We start from the raw sequence: 17,027 nt of genomic DNA on the forward strand, positions 1-17,027 counted from the left end.
AGATACCGGACATGTACCCCTGTCCATCGAATACAACCTACTCATCATGAGCACGACAGAAACCTTCCTGATTGCACTGACCATCATTTATACCGTCCCTTATTTTATCTGGCGGCTAGGAAAAACCGACTATTTTGCCCCGCTGGTCGTGGTGCAGATTTTGACCGGTGTCTTGCTGGGCCCCGGCGTCATGGGCAGGTGGTTTCCGGATTATTTTGCCTTCGTGTTCAACGATGCGGTGATTCAATCCCTGACAGGGCTAGCTTGGTGGGCGGTGATGATCTTTGTCTGGATTGCCGGGACGGAGCTCAACCTGCAAAAAGTCTGGACCAACCGCCTCGAAAGCGGCATCACGGCCCTGTTTGCCTTGGGAGTGCCGTTGTTATTCGGCTGTCTCACCGCGGCCGGCATGTCGTTATTCGAAGGCTGGATAGGCCCGAAAGCGATGACCTGGCAATTCATTTTGGGCATCGGCATGTCCTGCGCCGTTACCGCCTTGCCCATCTTGATTTTGCTGATGGAAAAAATGACCATCTTGAGAAAGCCAATCGGGCAACGCATCCTGCGTTACGCCAGTATCGATGACATTGCGGTTTGGGCGGTCTTGGCGTTAATCCTGATGGATTGGCAACGCGCCAGCAAGCAACTGACATTTCTGCTAGGCTTTTCGCTGCTTGGGTACGGCTTCCGCAAAATCGCCGTGCGCCTGCCTGAAGCCGACCGCTGGTATGTTGGCATGATTTGGTTGGCAGCCTGCGGCTTCTGCGCGGACTGGTCCGGCTTGCATTTCATGGTTGGAGCCTTTCTGGCCGGTCTCATCTTGGACGGTGACTGGTTCGATCAACAACAGATGGATGCTCTGCGTCATCATGTGCTGTTGATCATCATGCCCGTATTCTTTCTCAGCACGGGCTTAAAAACCCATTGGGGGGTAGGCGGTACGGCGGTATTCATCGCAGCGGCCGTCTTGTTGATCGCCTCGATCGCGGGCAAACTGATAGGCACCTGGCTGGCCGGCAAAATTCTGCATTGGCCCAAAGGCGAAGCCGCATTGATAGGCTGGCTGCTGCAAACCAAGGCTTTGATCATGATCATTTTCGCCAATGTATTACTGGACAAACAAATCATCACCAACGCCACGTTCGCCGCCCTGCTGTTCATGGCCATCGCCAGCACCATGCTGACCGTGCCGATGGTGACCCCCAGGTTGAAACGGCTTGAAGCGACAGCATCCGAGTCATAGAAATATTGATGCTCGACTACCTGTTCGTTTACGGCTCGTTGCGTAGGGCAAAAAACCACAGCCTGCATCCGTATTTGAATACTCACGCAGTCTTCATCGATCGCGCCACGCTGCCGGGCAAGCTTTACCACATCGCGTCCTATCCTGGCGCCATACCGGTCCATGCCAATGACAAGTCCTGGATTCGCGGCGAAGTCTATCGCCTGCTGCGGCCGAAATTGATATTACCGATATTGGATCATTATGAAGAGTGCACGCCCCAATTTCCCCAACCTCACGAATACCAGCGTCGCATGAGCCCCGTCACGCTTGAAAACGGCAAAATCCTCAGCGCCTGGGTATATTGGTATGGGCGTCCGGTTGCAGGTTTGACGCAAATCGCCACAGGAGATTATTTTCAATACCTGCCCGAAACACACGCGCCAAAACCAAAATGAATTCGAGCTATGCTATGCTGCGCCCGCCGATGCATTCGATCCAACAGACAGTGTTCCAAGCACCCCTTCGCACAATCCGACAGCATTATTTCTAGCACCTAATCATGATCAGCATCATACAACGTGTCACCGAAGCCAAAGTCACGGTTGACGGCATGGACATCGGCATCATTGATCGCGGCATCATGGCCTTGGTCGCCGTTGAAAAACAGGACGGCAAAGCCCAGGCCGATCGCTTGCTGGAGCGGATATTGAACTACCGCATTTTTGCCGACGCCGAGGATAAGATGAACTTGAGCCTGCGCGACATCCAGGGCGGTTTACTCATCGTACCCCAGTTTACCCTGGCGGCGGACACCCAAAAGGGCAATCGACCCAGCTTTGCGGCAGCCGCGCCACCGGCAATGGGCCGCGAATTATTCGCTTACATCGAAACCCAAGCGGCGCGACTCCATCCAGGCAGCCAGTTCGGACGATTCGGCGCCGATATGAAGGTATCGCTGGTCAATGATGGCCCCGTGACGTTTACCTTGCGTTGCACATGAAGCTTTTCAGTCTTGCTTGGCGGAATTTACTTCCCGCCGCTTAACGGCCTCGATACAACTCCAATACCCAATCCCTGAACCACAGAGGTTTTTTTAGAACGATATAGATAGCCACCAGCGACGTTACCGGAAAAGGCAAGAAATCGATGATTTCCAGCAAGATAAATCCCACCAGTAACTTGTATTTGGCTGCCATAATGCCGAAATCTCCTTTTAATACTGACTCAGCGGTGATACAGATGAAATCTGCATGTTTGATACTGATAGCCACGCTATCGATGGCTATGCCGGCCTCCGCGAATGAAGACTACCTGGCTGGTGTTTACTTATCGGAGTCAGGAGAAAAAATGACCGCATCATTCAACAATCAGGAGCACACGGTATCATTGTTGCTGCCCAACCAGAAAACAGTCACGCTTCACCTTGCCATCTCCGGCTCTGGCGCCCGTTATACCAAAGGTGACAGCGAATTCTGGGAACATCATGGGCAAGCCACTTACTCGGAGAACGGTAAAATTATCTTCGTTGGTAAAGTGTTGGCTCCCTCTACACACCCATAACCAATGACAAGCTGAAAACTCCGGTTTGGTTTTGCACGTTAGACTGCAGCATTACCACCATCGGCTGCGCCTACAATGACTCCGCCCTCTTCCACCCGGTTGCGACCATTGAATTTGGCTTGATACAAGGCCGTGTCGGCCGCTTGAATTAAACGCTGGGCGACTTCCGAGGTCGGCGATTTCGCGGCAGTCGGCTGAAATGTCGCGGCTCCAATGGATAGCGTCACGGCAATCTTCGCTTCCTGATGATCAAAGGGCAGCAAGGCAATCGCTTTTCTGATTCGTTCGGCGATTTCCGTGGCTCGAATGTTGTCACTTTCTGATAGCAAGGCAACAAACTCCTCGCCGCCATAACGTGATAACACATCGTTGCTACGCAAATGTTTTTTAATCGTGCAAGCTACCAGCGCCAACACATGATCGCCGGCTTGGTGCCCAAAAGTGTCATTGATACGCTTGAAATAATCAATATCCAAAAACAGGCAGGACAGGGATTGGCGGGTCCGCAGACTGCGATCGATTTCCTCTTCGATACGCTGTTCCAGAAAACGACGATTATTTACACCGGTCAATGGATCGATCAAACTGGTGCGGCGTAGCGTCTCGAAATTCAATGTATTTTCCAGGCACACGCTCAGTACCGAGGCCAAATGATCGATGAAGTCGGTGGCCATATTGCGTATGAAGCGATTGGAGCAGTAACTGCCCAAATTCAGCGATCCCAGATATTTACCTCGGCGCACTAACGGCGCCAGAATCACCGAAGAAGGGCATTGCGACTCGACATCGAAAAACCGCGCGTACTTTTCGGCGTTAAACATCCCCAGCAAGGGCCTGTCGCTGAAATGAAAATAATTTTTGAATAAATCCTCGTCCTTGACGATCAACAAGCCGGCACGGCTTTGGTGGGGATAATGATCGCTGGCGAGATGTGCGACGATTTCGTCCTTGGGATCGAACAGACACAGGCTGACGAGATCCAAATCAAATAAATCCTTGGTTTCGCCAAGAATGAATTCGATCATTTCTGTCAGCGCAGTCAGGCCCAAGAGCCGCATTTCAAACGCTTGCAGGCGCTTCAAGGTTAAACTGTTATGGTGAACGCGATCCAGCATGCCATCCAAATGGCTTTGCAAAACGCATAATTCGGTGGTGATATCTTGTTCCAAAGCCGTATCTCTGCAGAAATTACCGGTCGGATAAGACTAGCAGTGTTCGGAAAAATTGCTCGATTTCCACCGTGAGGAAAATCGAGCTTCTTTATACTCTCCGCGGATCAAACTTCGGCAGTGCCGAAGTTTGAAGTGCTAAAGCTATAGATCAAGCTACCTTGTCGGCCTTGGCTTGATAGCTGTCGATTTGGTTGAAGTTCAGATAACGATAGGTATCGCTGCTGCTTTGCTCGATCAATGCGGCATATTGCATGTATTCCTCGACCGTTGGAATCTTGCCTAGCAATGAACAGACCGCGGCTAATTCGGCCGATGACAGATACACGTTGGCCCCGTTACCCAAACGGTTTGGAAAATTGCGGGTCGAGGTCGAAACGACGGTGGAACCTTCCGCTACCCGTGCCTGGTTACCCATGCACAACGAACAGCCCGGCATTTCGGTGCGGGCACCGACCTTGCCGAAGGTGCCGTAATAACCTTCTTCGACCAACTGGCTTTGATCCATCTTGGTCGGTGGCGCCACCCATAACCTGGTCGGCAAGGCTCCGGCTTTTTCCAGCAGTTTGCCGGCGGCGCGGAAATGACCGATGTTGGTCATGCAGGATCCGATAAACACCTCGTCGATCTTGGTGCCGGCCACTTCTGACAACGGCTTGATATCGTCCGGATCGTTCGGGCAGGCCAGCAACGGCTCGGTGATTTGGCTCATGTCAATTTCGATGATCTCGGCGTATTCGGCGTCAGGATCGGCTTCCAGCAACACGGGCTTATCCAGCCATTCCTGCATCGCCTTGATTCGGCGTTCCAGGGTTCTGGCATCACCGTAACCTTCGGCGATCATCCATTTGAGCAAGGTGACGTTGGAGTTCAAATATTCCCGAATCGGCGCTTCATTGAGTTTGATCGTGCAACCGCCGGCCGACCGCTCCGCCGATGCGTCGGACAGTTCAAACGCCTGTTCCACTTTCAGATCAGGCAGGCCTTCGATTTCCAGAATCCGGCCGGAGAACACGTTTTTCTTGCCCTGTTTGGCCACTGTCAACAACCCGCGCTGAATCGCCGCATACGGAATCGCATTGACCAGATCGCGCAAGGTAATACCCGGTTGCATCTTGCCGGTGAAGCGCACCAACACGGATTCGGGCATATCCAGCGGCATCACGCCGGTCGCGGCGGCAAAGGCTACCAGACCGGAGCCTGCCGGGAACGAAATCCCGATCGGGAAACGGGTGTGCGAATCACCGCCGGTGCCGACGGTGTCGGGCAACAGCATGCGGTTCAACCAGGAATGGATCACGCCATCGCCCGGACGCAAGCTAACGCCGCCGCGGGTCATGATGAAGTCCGGCAAGGTATGCTGCATTTGCACATCCACCGGTTTTGGATAGGCGGCGGTATGACAAAAAGATTGCAACACCAGGTCGGCCGAGAAGCCCAAACACGCCAGGTCTTTCAGTTCGTCGCGGGTCATGGGCCCCGTGGTGTCCTGCGAACCGACGGTGGTCATTTTGGGTTCGCAATAGCTACCAGGGCGCACGCCTGGCAGACCGCAAGCCTTACCGACGATTTTCTGCGCCAAGGTATAGCCTTTGACCCCCAAGGATGGGGGGAATGCCGAAGGATGGTCGGAACCATCCCGGTGGCCGGTATCATTGACTTCGGCCAGTTTTTTGAAAACGGTAGAGGACGACAAACCCAAAGCCTTGCGGGCGCGTTCGGTCAAGCCGCGGCCGATGATCAGCGGAATCCGGCCACCGGCGCGAACTTCGTCCAGAATCACATCGGTTTTCAACGCGAATTCACAAACCACTTCGTCGCTATCATGGCGCCTGACAACGCCTTGATAAGGGTAGATGTCTATCACGTCGCCCATGTGCATATCGGTGACGTCGCATTCGATCGGCAAGGCGCCGGAATCTTCCATGGTATTGAAAAAAATTGGCGCGATTTTGCCGCCGATGCAGACGCCACCGGCGCGTTTGTTAGGAATGTACGGAATGTCCTCGCCCATGAACCACAATACCGAGTTGGTCGCCGACTTACGCGACGAGCCGGTACCAACCACGTCGCCAACGTAAGCGACCGGAAACCCCTTGGTTTTCAGTTCAGTGATCTGCTGTTCGGCGTTGGTGATACCCTCGCGCGGCATTTTCAGCATGGCCTTGGCGTGCAGCGGAATGTCCGGGCGCGACCACGCATCCGGCGCTGGCGACAAGTCGTCGGTATTGGTTTCTCCGCTGACCTTGAAAACCGTCACGGTCAGTTTTTCCGGCACTTGCGGGCGCGACGTGAACCATTCGGCCTCGGCCCAGGATTGCAACACCTGTTTGGCGTAGTCGTTGCCGGCATCGGCCTTTTCCTGCACATCGTGGAAGGCATCGAACACTAGCAGAATGTGCGACAGAGCCTTGGCTGCGGTTGCGCCCAATGTCGGGCTATCCAGCAATTCTATCAATGGCGCGATGTTGTAACCGCCCAGCATCGTGCCCAGCAACTCGGTGGCTTTTTCGGCGGACACGATGGGCGAAACGCTTTCACCCTTGGCGACGGCAGCCAGGAAGGCGGCCTTGACATAAGCCGCTTCGTCGACGCCGGCCGGAATGCGGTTTTCCAGCAAGTCCAGCAAAAATTGTTCCTCGCCAGCAGGCGGATTTTTCAGCAATTCGACCAAGGCCGCCACTTGCTCGGCATCCAGGGGTTTGGGAACGATGCCTTCGGCGGCGCGTTCGGCGACGTGTTTACGGTATTGTTCTAACATGATGATTTCCGTTAATGAATTTAGGCTTGTTGCGTATCTTTGGCGGCCTGCTGTACGGCGATGAAAGTCCTGACGTCGTCGTTATCGACTCTGGCGTAAATATCGGCCACGCTCAATGTCAATCCGACCGACTGGAAATGCACCTCGTCGCCGAGAAAGTAGTGATTGGAAACCCAGCCCTCGCTGCGCCGGCAGATTTCGACATCGACGATGTCCTGTTCGAGCAGCACGTATTCGAGCAAGGTGGGGATGCTCTGATACACGCGGCGTTTGACGGTTTCGTCGAGGCGGCGGGTGGATTTTGACAGCACTTCGACGACCAATACCGGCGAATCGGTGTAGTATTCGCTGGGATAGTTCTGATTACAAACCACCATCGCATCGGGATAAAACACGTGTCGGTCGGTTTTGATCTTGACGTTGGAGCCGAAGGCTTCGCACGGCTTGCCGCGCAAGTGATTGCGCAGCTCGGTGGCCATATTCAGAGCGATCCGCTCATGATTGATACTGCCTCCGGTCATCGCATAAATCTGACCGTCGATGTACTCATGCTTTAAATCGCTGTCGAGCTCACCCGCCAGATAATCCTCAATGGATTTCCAAGGCTTGTCGAATTTTGGCTGTGCGCTCATGACCGCCCTCCTCGATCAAAAATCAACTCATCGCATCGACGATGGCCTGACCCATTTCTTTGGTGCCGCAGGTGCTATTGGGGTTCAAATCCGGTGTCACGTATTTGCCTTCGTTGACGACTTTTTCGATGGCATTTTGCATTCTATGCGCGGCTTCGTGTTCGCCCAAATGGTTCAGCATCATCACGCCGGCCATCATCACGGCGGTAGGGTTGGCGATGTTCTTGCCGGCGATGTCGGGCGCACTGCCATGCACGGCTTCGAACAAGGCCGCATCGGTACCGATATTGGCGCCGGGAATCAGGCCCAAACCACCCACCAGGCCGGCGGTCAGATCCGACAAAATATCACCGAACATATTGGTCGTCACCACCACGTCGAACTGCTCGGGCTTCATGACCATGTGCATGCAGGCCGCATCGATGATTTTCTCGTCGAATTCGATCTGCGGGTACTTTTTCGCCACTTCGCGGGCGGTATTCAGGAACAAGCCTTGGGTATATTTCAGAATATTGGCTTTATGGCAGACCGTGACTTTTTTGCGGTCATTATCCAATGCATACTTGAAGGCATATTCGACGATGCGCTCCGAGCTGTCCTTGGTGACCACCGCCAAACTCTCGGCAATATCTCTGGCTGGCGTCAGATAATGTTCCAAGCCCACGTAAAGACCCTGGGTATTTTCGCGCACGACGACGATATCGACATCGTCGTAACGGGTTTTGACGCCCGGCCAACTCTTGGCCGGGCGCACATTGGCATAGAGATCGTATTTCTTGCGCAATTCAACGTTGATGCTACGAAAACCCTCACCGACCATCGTGGTCAGCGGGCCTTTGAAAGCCACCCGGGTTTGATCTATGGATTCCATCGTCGCATCCGGCAGTGGGGTTCCTGTTTTTTTATAGGCCGACATGCCGGCATCGGCTTCCTGCCAGTTGATTTTGGCGCCGGAGGCGTTTATCACGGCCACCGCGGCATCCATAATCGAAGGACCAATTCCATCACCTTTAATCAACGTGACGTTGTGCATTCACTCTCTCCTGGGGGTTTTAAATGAGTAATGATAACAGTTTCCGCCTTCTCAAGCAGCCACGGGACTGCATTCGTCATGCGCTGTCATCAACCGGATAACTACGGGAACTGTGAGAAATAAGCCCGGCAATGGTAGGTGCGAACTCATTCGCGCTGTGCGGATAAATCCGCACCCACACCAATACTTGCATAAGATATTTCATATTTATTCCTAAAAACCTTGTCATTACAGCAATTTTTATACCGCATGTTTGATTCAAGAAAATCCGAGTTTTCGGACCTGGATCAGCCGATTTTCGCACCGGAATGGTTTATTGCTAGCCTCGATGGTGCATGCTTGCTCGATTTGGTGAATAGTTAGCTACAATTTCCACGTTTCAACACAACAGGCGCTCTCATGATCTCTGTCGAAAATCTGGTTTTTGAATACCCCGGCCTGCGTGCGTTGGACGAGGTGTCTTTTGCGATCGAGCAAGGCAGCATCACCGCCTTGGTCGGTCCGAATGGCGCCGGCAAGACCACCTTGTTACGCTGCATGGCGGCCTTGGAGCAACCGGTCAGCGGCAACATAAACATCGCAGGCATCGACGTATTGGAACAGCCGCGTGATTGTCATCGCCTCATCGGCTACTTGTCCGATTTTTTTGGCCTCTATCAGCGTTTGACGGTACGGCAATGCCTGCATTTCGTCGCCCGGGCGCAAGGGATACCCGAGCACGATTGCGCGGCCGCCATCGCCGATGTCAGCCGCAGATTGCAGATCGAAGATAGATTGGCGATGCGCCCCGGAGAACTATCACGCGGTTTGCGGCAACGCGTCGCGATTGCCCAAGCCATCATCCATAAGCCACGCCTGGTATTGCTGGATGAGCCGGCTTCCGGCCTGGACCCGGAGGCGCGTCATGAATTGGCTGAATTGTTTTTGGATTTGCAACGTCAGGGCATGACATTATTGGTTTCGTCACATATCCTGGCCGAACTGGAAGCCTATTGCACCGATATGCTGGTGCTGCGTCAGGGCCGCATCGTCGAACAAGTGGCGATCAAAACCAGCCTACAACGAAAACCTTTCAAGTTGTTGCTGGCCGAGCCCGTAACCAGACTGGGCGAGTTGTTGCAACGGGTGAACGATCTCAGCGTGCTGAAAATTGAAAACGATTGTTCGGCCTTGGTGCAAGTTCCGGATAACCCCAGGCAGCAACATGCGATTTTAAAAGCCTTGCTGGCCCGCGAACTGCCGGTTTGCGAATTCGCGCCAGCCGCCAGTCATCTGCAAGATACTTATCTGCAAACCATCAGGCAATCGTCATGAATCTGAATCCGGAATTTCAACGCCAACTGTATCTGGAAGTTTCCCACGCCCGCCTGATCGGCGTGCCCTTGGTGCTGGGCGTCATTTTTACCTTGTGTTATTTCCTCGACGGCTACCGCCTGGGTACCAGCACGGCAAACACCGCCCTGACCCTGTACATGCTTATCACGCTGCTATGGGGGGCCAGGCAAACCATTGACAGCATCGTCGAAGAATACCGGGAACGTACCTGGGATACGCAACGCCTTTCCGCATTGGGCCCCTGGGATATGAGTTGGGGCAAACTGTTCGGCAGCACCGTCATGGTCTGGTACGCCGGCGCCCTCTGTTTGCTGGTTTACGCGCTGGCAACCGATAATCCATCAAATTTACCGCTGTTACTGTTTTACGGAATTTGCTCGGCCCTATTGGTGCAAGCCGGCGGCCTGTTGCTGGGTTTGTTGGCGGCCCAACGCGGACAAAGCAAAAGCGGTTCGATCTTCATCATTGCCGTGATCGGTTTTTTGTCGATAGCCCCCTGGCTGAGCAAAACGGCCTCGGTAACGTCATATGCATTTTCATTGAAAACGTTGTCCTGGTACGACTGGACGGTGAACAGCGAGAGTTTTCAGCAGTGCAGCCTGTTACTGGCCCTGTTCTGGTGCGCAGTCGGCATTTACCGGCTGATGGCGCAGGAACTGGGCATGCGCACCCTGCCCTGGGTCTGGTTGGCTTTTAGCGTGTTTCTGATCGTGTATCTGGGCGGTTTGCTGCCCAGCTCGACCTACTCGTTTTCGTTGATCGCCTTTGCGGTCTGTGCCGGCTTGACTTATCTGGGTCTGATGGTGGAACGCAACGACGCGATGCGCATCAAGCGCTTGCTGACTTATTTTGCCGAGCGCAATTGGCGCAGGGTCGGCGAAGAAACCCCGATCTGGTGGCTCAGCTATGCTTTGGCGTTGCCGGCCGCTTTGGTATTGAGTCTGTCTGAAAGCCCTTGGCGCGACTTTGGCGCAGCCTTCCATTTTTATCCATTGGCCATCGTCCTGATTTTGCTACGCGATTGCGCTATTTATCTGTATTTTTTTTACGGTAACAACCCGCAGCGCGCCCTGAGCCTGACCTTATTGGCCGGCATCTTGCTGTACGGCGTCATTCCCGGCCTGTTCAACGCCATTGGCCAAAACGGCTTGGCGGCATTGTTTTTTCCGCTGTGGGCCGATTCAGCCGGAACAGGCGTGTCCTGCGCGCTGATTCAGGTCGGCCTGATCTTGAACTTGCTTTACAGACGCTGGACAGTCAGTACCCGCAACACTAATTCGACCCGATGAAAAACGTCTACAAACATTCCCTGATCAACGAAGGGCCAAGTCTGCAAACCTGGCGGGAGAAATTGAATGAAGTGATTTTCGGCTCGGAGACGCGAGCCGGACGTAATTTCGATATTACCTTGATTTTGCTGATTTTATCGAGCGTATTGGTGGTCATGCTGGATAGTGTCGAAGAGTTTCACAATCGCTACTCGGACGAGTTGAACCTCCTGGAATGGTCATTTACGCTGCTGTTCAGCGTGGAATACTTGCTGCGCCTGCTGTGTGTGCGCCACCCCTGGCTGTATATGCGCAGCTTCTATGGCATCGTCGATCTGTTATCCATCCTGCCCAACTACATCGGCTTGATCTGTCCCGGCACGCAATACACCATGGTGGTGCGCGTGTTGCGCTTGTTGCGCATCTTCCGGGTGCTCAAATTGTCGGTTTATCTGAACGAAGCCACCGTATTGATGACCGCGTTGGTCAACTCGCGCTGGAAAATCATGGTGTTCCTCTACGCAGTATCGATGTTGATCGTCATCTATGGCGCGCTGATGTATGTCATCGAAGGCAAGGATGCCGGTTTTACCTCGATACCGCGCAGCATGTATTGGGCGATTGTCACCCTGACCACGGTCGGTTACGGCGATATCGCCCCCAAAACTGGATTCGGTCAATTCGTCGCCTCGATGATCATGATAACGGGTTACGGCATCATTGCGGTGCCCACCGGGATCTATGGCGTAGAACTGATCAAAACCGTCAAAAAGTCCAATCTACGCAACGACCCTTGTCCAGATTGCGGCGCGATAGGTCATGACCTGGATGCCGACTTTTGTAAATATTGCGGCCACCCTTTACACGCTTCCGATGAACTGGACGCATGAGCTCCGCATTTTCAGATCTGTCGGCCAGTCCCGCTTTGCTCCTGATCCCGTTTTATTAGGTCCGTCACTCACGCTAACAAGGGTAAGCATCCTGAATGTGGCGCTTATAAAAACGGTTTTTCGATCGGGCATTGATAAACGCCTCAAAGGTTTGCTCGGGCACATGACAAAATTCCTTGGCCTGATGATCCCTGAAGGCTATGCGCATTTTATGGGTTTGTTCGTCGTAGCCGACAATATCGATAGTACTGGATTTAACCGGGTGCATTTTCATGGCGACCTCCGCGTTGGCACTAGCAATCCGGTTAGGTCCATGGAATCGCCGATGGTTCAAACCTCACCGCAAAAAGTCATGGACTTTCTTCGAGCATAGGGCAGCGTGGCAGAAGATTAAGTGTGGCGACCTGCAATCATCTGCCGCAAACCAAATATTATTTGCAACTGAAATATGTTGCTGGCCATTGGCGGCAGCCGGCCAACTGCGGCCACCGATGCTTCGATTCCGATAGGCTGAATTCGAGTGTATACCCGACATTCAAGTGAAAAAATACTAAGTATCGGCTAGACAATGCTCAGCCAACGTGGAAAAAATGATATGACCAATACCGAAGTGGTAACGTCGGGTAGCTCAGTAAATTAAAACTTTGACTGCCATATACTGATCGCAGCGTGACTTTGCCTGGAAAATTAGCTAAAACACCTACCTGTTTAACTCACCAGTCATCGGCATTCCGGATTCGGCAATCATATATGGACATCTTCAGCTTACTCAATCAACAACTGGTCAAACTACTAACCACTAAATTACCGGCGCTGAAGTCCGACTGGTGGAAATCTCTGGTGCTGGACAAATTAACCTACCAACAAAAAACCTTCGCCGTCTCGCTACCGCCGCAAGCCCTAGAACGCCTGGATTTGGCCGCCCTGTTACGAATAGCCGACCAAAACTGGTACGACATAGCCAATCAAGGCGGTTTTAACCGCGAAGCGCGAAACTGGTTGAAAGAAGCCCAAACTATCCGCAACCGCTGGGCGCATGCTCCGGCCGAGGGCTTGCCGGACGACATGTGTTACCGCGATGTCGATACCATTGAACGACTGTTGCAAGTGTTCGGTGCCGACAGCCAAACCCTGAATCGCGTCAAACAAGAAAAGCAGCATCTGCTTAACCGTTTGGCTAATCACAAAAAAGCACCAGTCGAGCCCCCCCTGGAACCTATTTCCATAAGCTGCAGCTACAAACCCGGTGACATGGTACGCCTCAAAGCAGAGCCAAGCAAAACCGGCGCTATCACGGCGGTATTAAATGGAGACGTCGAAAATCGCTACCAAGTCTTTCTTGATGCTGCAATTTCGACTTTCTACGAATCGCAGATTGAACCGATAACCCTCGCTACGACCAGAACATCCGTAACTCCGGATGAATTGCATGCCGCGATGACCGCGTTGCAATTGCGCCACCCCAGCACCCGCCATCTTTATTCTTTATTCGCTTCACGCATCAGCTTTATTCCATACCAGTTCCGCCCGGTGCTGAAACTAATCCAGGCTGACCGCCCCAGAATTCTGATTGCCGACGAAGTCGGTGTCGGTAAAACCATCGAAGCTGGCTTGATACTAAAAGAGCTTCAAGCGCGCCGCGAATTGAAAACCGTGCTGGTGATTTGCCCCAAACCGCTGGTTGCCGAACGCAAATGGCTCAACGAAATGAAACGCTTCGACGAACGCTTCGAACATCTGGATGGACAAACACTGCGCTATTGCCTTGACGAGACTGATCTCGACGGCGTTTGGCCGCAAAATTATGCACGGGCAATTCTGCCGTATTCCCTATTGGATGAAAGCCTGCTGAACGGCAAGCAAAATGGTCGCAAGAAACAAAAAGGCTTGATCGATCTCGACCCGCCGCCGATTTTCGATCTGGTCATCGTCGACGAAGCCCACGCCATCCGCAATACCAACACCTGGGCTCACCAAAACGTCCGCTATTTTTGCGATAACGCCGAAGCAGTGGTCTTGCTGTCCGCCACGCCGATCCAACTGGGTAACCAGGACCTGTTCAATCTGTTACAACTGCTAAGACCGGATGTAATTACCCGTCGTGGCGATTTCGATGCGATGGCCGAGCCGAATCCGGCTTTGAACAAAGCAATTGAAGCCGCCAGAGCCGCCAAACCGGATTGGAAAGAGCGCGCATTCGACCATTTGCATGAAGCGTTGGCGACGGCATGGGGACTTGGGGTGTTAAGCAACGATCCAAAAACCCAGCAAATCCTTGACCTGCTGCTTGGAGAAGACGATTCCACAGAAGTCCGATTAACCATCGTGCGCCTGCTGGAAACGCTGTACACCTTTGCCCCCTTCATCAACCGGACCCGTCGACGCGACATCGGTAATTTCACCACCCGCAAACCGGAAACCATCAGCGTCGAATTCACGCCGGAACAAGCTGAACTGCACCGCGATTTACTCGATCTGCTCGCCAGGATTCTGCAACTTACGCACGGTAACCAAAACCTGAAATTCCTGCTGTCCACCATACGGCGGCAAATAGCAAGCAGCGTGTTCGGACTGGCGCCGTTACTAAAGGACATTTTGCACCGCCACTTGAGCAAACTCGAAATCGACGACATAGACCCCTACGACTCGATGGATACCGAGTCTATTAGCCAAATCATCATGCAATTCCGGCAAGAAGTGGATGAGCTGATTCAGAAGGCGCAACGGGTCGCCAATGGCCCCGATCCCAAATTAGCCGCCTTTCTCAAGGTCATCCGTGACAAACAGGCACTGGATAACAACAAACTATTGGTTTTTAGCTGCTTCCGCCATACCTGGGAATATCTGGAGCAAGCACTAAAACGGGAAGGCGTCCGAGTCGGTTTGATTCACGGCAAAATCGCCGACGACCAACGCCGCGAATTGCGCAATCGCTTTAGCCTGCCGAAAGACCATGCCGAGACACTGGACGTGTTGTTGTCTTCGGAAGTCGGTTGCGAAGGCTTGGATTACCAATTCTGCGACGGCATGGTCAATTACGACTTGCCGTGGAACCCGATGCGCGTCGAACAACGCATAGGCCGTATTGACCGTTACGGCCAAAAAAGCCCGACAGTGGTCATCTATAACTTCATTACACCCGGCACCGTCGATGCGGAAATTTACGACCGTTGCCTATGGCGTATCGGTGTCTTTCAGCAATCCATCGGCGGCAATGAAGAAATTCTTGGCGAACTGACCCAGGAAATCCAGAACATCGCCGACGACTTCAATCTGACGCCGGAACAACAAGCCGCCCGCCTACAACAACTGTCCGATAACGATGTTCGAATCATGCAGGAACAGGCCCAATTGGAGCAGCAACAAAGTCAACTGTTCGGCCTGACTCAGCCCAAGCAGGATCAAGACCTGGTCAATCAAGCGTCCAGCTTCTGGCTGAGCCAAACCATGCTGGCTAATCTAATCGGTCGTTATCTGCAACAACAGGGCGCGAACATTCCGGCATCGCTTGGGCAAAAAGCCGTTACGACCTTGCAACTCGGGCAAGACCTCCGCGACTGCTTGTTGAAACAGTTCCAAAGCTTGAAATTTAGTGGTGAATCGGCCCAGCAATGGCAACGCTGGTTGAAAGGTAACGATCCCTATTTGAAGATTACCTTCGACCAGGAAACTGCCAGCGATAATCGGGAAATTCTGTTCATCGCTCCCACCCATCCGCTAGCCCAACAAGCCGCATTTGCGGTGGAACCGGTTACACCAATGCAATGTAATCTTGTGACCCAAACCTATGCGATTCAACCGGGGTACTACCCTTACGCGATTTACCGCTGGCAGAAGAAAGGCATCAAAGAGGATTTCACCTTTCAACCGTTGAGCACCGACCCGCGCTTGACCGAAGCCATGCTTTCCATCCTGGAATTCGCACAGCCATTCGACAATGCGGATGTAGGCATTTCGGCTCAGGACGAAACCGAACTGGAACAACACCATCACCGCTTATGGCTGGACGCCCGCGCCGAGCACATCGAACAAGTCCGGCAACAAGTCGATTCGCGTTTGAACTCGCTTAAAACCACGCATTCCGCCCGTATTGCCGGATTGAAAGACCAACTGGAAACGAACAGCAACGCGAAAATTCAACGCATGAAACAAGCTCAAATTGAAACCGCTGAACGTGATTTTGCTCAGCACTTAGAGCAATTGGAGCTTGCAGCCAAGCAAGCGGATATATTGACTGAGGCGGTGGTGTTTGGGATTTTGGTGATTGAGGGAAAACAATGAATACAGAGTTACAGACATTAAAACAAAAGCGTCTTAAGTGGGTTGATTCTAACCGTGAAAATGGTTTCGATGAAGGTATAAACCGGCTTTTAACTGAGCTATATCCCGATAACGCCCACTTCATTTACGAACTACTGCAAAACGCCGAGGACCCTCAAGCAACAACAGTCCAGTTCAAATTAACCGATTCATCAGTAGAGTTTACACACAATGGCAAGCGCTTGTTCTCATTCAAAGATGTTGAATCCATTACCAGCATAGGCAACAGCACCAAACGCGACGACGCCACCAGTATCGGTAAATTCGGCGTGGGTTTCAAAGCGGTGTTTGCCTACACCAACACACCGGAAATTCATTCCGGCAACTTTCATTTTCGTATTCGTGATTTGGTGGTGCCGGATACTAAAGGCGTTAAGCAATCCGCATCGAATCAGCAACAAACCAACTTTAGTTTTCCCTTTGATAATCCAAAAAAGCCCGCAGAGACGGCAATGCAGGAGATTGCCAAAGGCTTGCAAGCTTTGGGTGATAACACCCTGCTGTTTTTGAGTCATATCCGCAAGATTGAATACACCTTACCGGATGCCGCCAAAGGTTCGTTGGAACGTATCGATCAAGGAAATGGACGCATTGACATCCGCGTTTGCAAGCCAAATGGCGAAGCGAATGTTTCACATTGGCTGCATTTCCAGAAAGATGTGGATGTAACCGACGAGGATGGCAAAACCAAAATATGCAGGATTGCTATTGCGTATAGTTTGGTTGAAGAAGCCAACAAAAAAAGGCTCTTCCGTATTTTGCGGAGAAACCACTACATGTAGTGCTATAGTCTTTGCCTGCCACAGTGAGTTTTGCTAAGGTCGACAATTTAAC

At 52.5% G+C, this 17,027-nt stretch carries 15 protein-coding genes; 9 read left to right on the forward strand and 6 right to left on the reverse strand.

The features are described 5' to 3' along the window. Window positions 1-46: 46 nt before the first annotated feature. The 3 genes from NM686_RS12060 (at window position 47) to dtd (ending at window position 2,225) form a co-directional block, all read left to right on the forward strand. Window positions 47-1,243: a cation:proton antiporter gene (locus tag NM686_RS12060; protein WP_255188107.1), complete on the forward strand. Its 1,197-nt coding sequence runs from the start codon at window positions 47-49 to the stop codon at window positions 1,241-1,243. A gap of 8 nt (window positions 1,244-1,251) precedes the next feature. Then, window positions 1,252-1,680 (forward strand): gamma-glutamylcyclotransferase family protein, encoded by a 429-nt coding sequence (locus tag NM686_RS12065; protein ID WP_255188108.1) that lies wholly within the window; start codon window positions 1,252-1,254, stop codon window positions 1,678-1,680. A gap of 104 nt (window positions 1,681-1,784) precedes the next feature. Continuing rightward, on the forward strand, window positions 1,785-2,225 hold the full coding sequence (gene dtd / locus NM686_RS12070; RefSeq protein ID WP_255188109.1) for a D-aminoacyl-tRNA deacylase: 441 nt from the start codon (window positions 1,785-1,787) through the stop codon (window positions 2,223-2,225). 40 nt (window positions 2,226-2,265) lie between these two features. Here dtd and NM686_RS12075 read toward each other — a convergent pair whose 3' ends face one another. After that, entirely contained in the window at window positions 2,266-2,421 is a 156-nt protein-coding gene (locus tag NM686_RS12075; RefSeq protein ID WP_255188110.1) for a hypothetical protein, read from the reverse strand. 1 nt (window position 2,422) lies between these two features. Here NM686_RS12075 and NM686_RS12080 point away from each other — a divergent pair, with 1 nt between their 5' ends. Then, window positions 2,423-2,785 carry an MliC family protein gene (locus NM686_RS12080; RefSeq protein ID WP_269021762.1) on the forward strand — a complete coding sequence of 121 codons (363 nt, stop codon included), beginning with the start codon at window positions 2,423-2,425 and terminating at the stop codon, window positions 2,783-2,785. A gap of 38 nt (window positions 2,786-2,823) precedes the next feature. Here the strand turns inward: NM686_RS12080 and NM686_RS12085 are convergent, their stop codons facing one another. The 4 genes from NM686_RS12085 to NM686_RS12100 all read right to left on the reverse strand — a co-directional run bounded on the left by NM686_RS12085 (window position 2,824) and on the right by NM686_RS12100 (window position 8,380). Then, window positions 2,824-3,954: a sensor domain-containing diguanylate cyclase gene (locus NM686_RS12085; protein WP_255188112.1), complete on the reverse strand. Its 1,131-nt coding sequence runs from the start codon at window positions 3,952-3,954 to the stop codon at window positions 2,824-2,826. A 151-nt stretch (window positions 3,955-4,105) separates the two neighbouring features. Beyond that, a complete protein-coding gene (gene acnB, locus NM686_RS12090) occupies window positions 4,106-6,715 on the reverse strand; it encodes a bifunctional aconitate hydratase 2/2-methylisocitrate dehydratase (protein ID WP_255188113.1) in 2,610 nt (869 codons plus the stop codon). Window positions 6,716-6,735: 20 nt separating this feature from the next. Further along, entirely contained in the window at window positions 6,736-7,347 is a 612-nt protein-coding gene (locus tag NM686_RS12095; protein ID WP_255188114.1) for a Uma2 family endonuclease, read from the reverse strand. A 22-nt stretch (window positions 7,348-7,369) separates the two neighbouring features. Next, a complete protein-coding gene (locus NM686_RS12100) occupies window positions 7,370-8,380 on the reverse strand; it encodes an isocitrate/isopropylmalate dehydrogenase family protein (RefSeq protein ID WP_255188115.1) in 1,011 nt (336 codons plus the stop codon). A 399-nt stretch (window positions 8,381-8,779) separates the two neighbouring features. Here NM686_RS12100 and NM686_RS12105 point away from each other — a divergent pair, with 399 nt between their 5' ends. The 3 genes from NM686_RS12105 to NM686_RS12115 are packed head-to-tail and all read left to right on the forward strand — an operon-like array spanning window position 8,780 to window position 11,873. Beyond that, window positions 8,780-9,694, forward strand: coding sequence for an ABC transporter ATP-binding protein (locus NM686_RS12105; RefSeq protein WP_255188116.1), 915 nt, complete (start codon window positions 8,780-8,782; stop codon window positions 9,692-9,694). After that, window positions 9,691-11,004 carry an ABC transporter permease gene (locus tag NM686_RS12110; RefSeq protein ID WP_255188117.1) on the forward strand — a complete coding sequence of 438 codons (1,314 nt, stop codon included), beginning with the start codon at window positions 9,691-9,693 and terminating at the stop codon, window positions 11,002-11,004. The genes NM686_RS12105 and NM686_RS12110 overlap by 4 nt, the downstream gene beginning before the upstream one ends. Then, entirely contained in the window at window positions 11,001-11,873 is an 873-nt protein-coding gene (locus NM686_RS12115) for an ion transporter (protein ID WP_255188118.1), read from the forward strand. Before NM686_RS12110 ends, NM686_RS12115 begins: the two co-directional genes overlap by 4 nt. A gap of 73 nt (window positions 11,874-11,946) precedes the next feature. Here NM686_RS12115 and NM686_RS12120 read toward each other — a convergent pair whose 3' ends face one another. Next, window positions 11,947-12,147, reverse strand: a complete 201-nt coding sequence (locus NM686_RS12120) for a KTSC domain-containing protein (RefSeq protein ID WP_255188119.1) — start codon at window positions 12,145-12,147, stop codon at window positions 11,947-11,949. Window positions 12,148-12,623: 476 nt separating this feature from the next. Here NM686_RS12120 and NM686_RS12125 point away from each other — a divergent pair, with 476 nt between their 5' ends. Together NM686_RS12125 and NM686_RS12130 are read left to right on the forward strand one after the other, a co-directional pair. Beyond that, a complete protein-coding gene (locus NM686_RS12125) occupies window positions 12,624-16,154 on the forward strand; it encodes a DEAD/DEAH box helicase (protein WP_255188120.1) in 3,531 nt (1,176 codons plus the stop codon). After that, window positions 16,151-16,975, forward strand: a complete 825-nt coding sequence (locus NM686_RS12130) for a sacsin N-terminal ATP-binding-like domain-containing protein (protein ID WP_255188121.1) — start codon at window positions 16,151-16,153, stop codon at window positions 16,973-16,975. The genes NM686_RS12125 and NM686_RS12130 overlap by 4 nt, the downstream gene beginning before the upstream one ends. Window positions 16,976-17,027 lie beyond the last annotated feature (52 nt).

The organism is Methylomonas rapida, from assembly GCF_024360925.2.
GTDB classification, from domain to species: domain Bacteria; phylum Pseudomonadota; class Gammaproteobacteria; order Methylococcales; family Methylomonadaceae; genus Methylomonas; species Methylomonas rapida.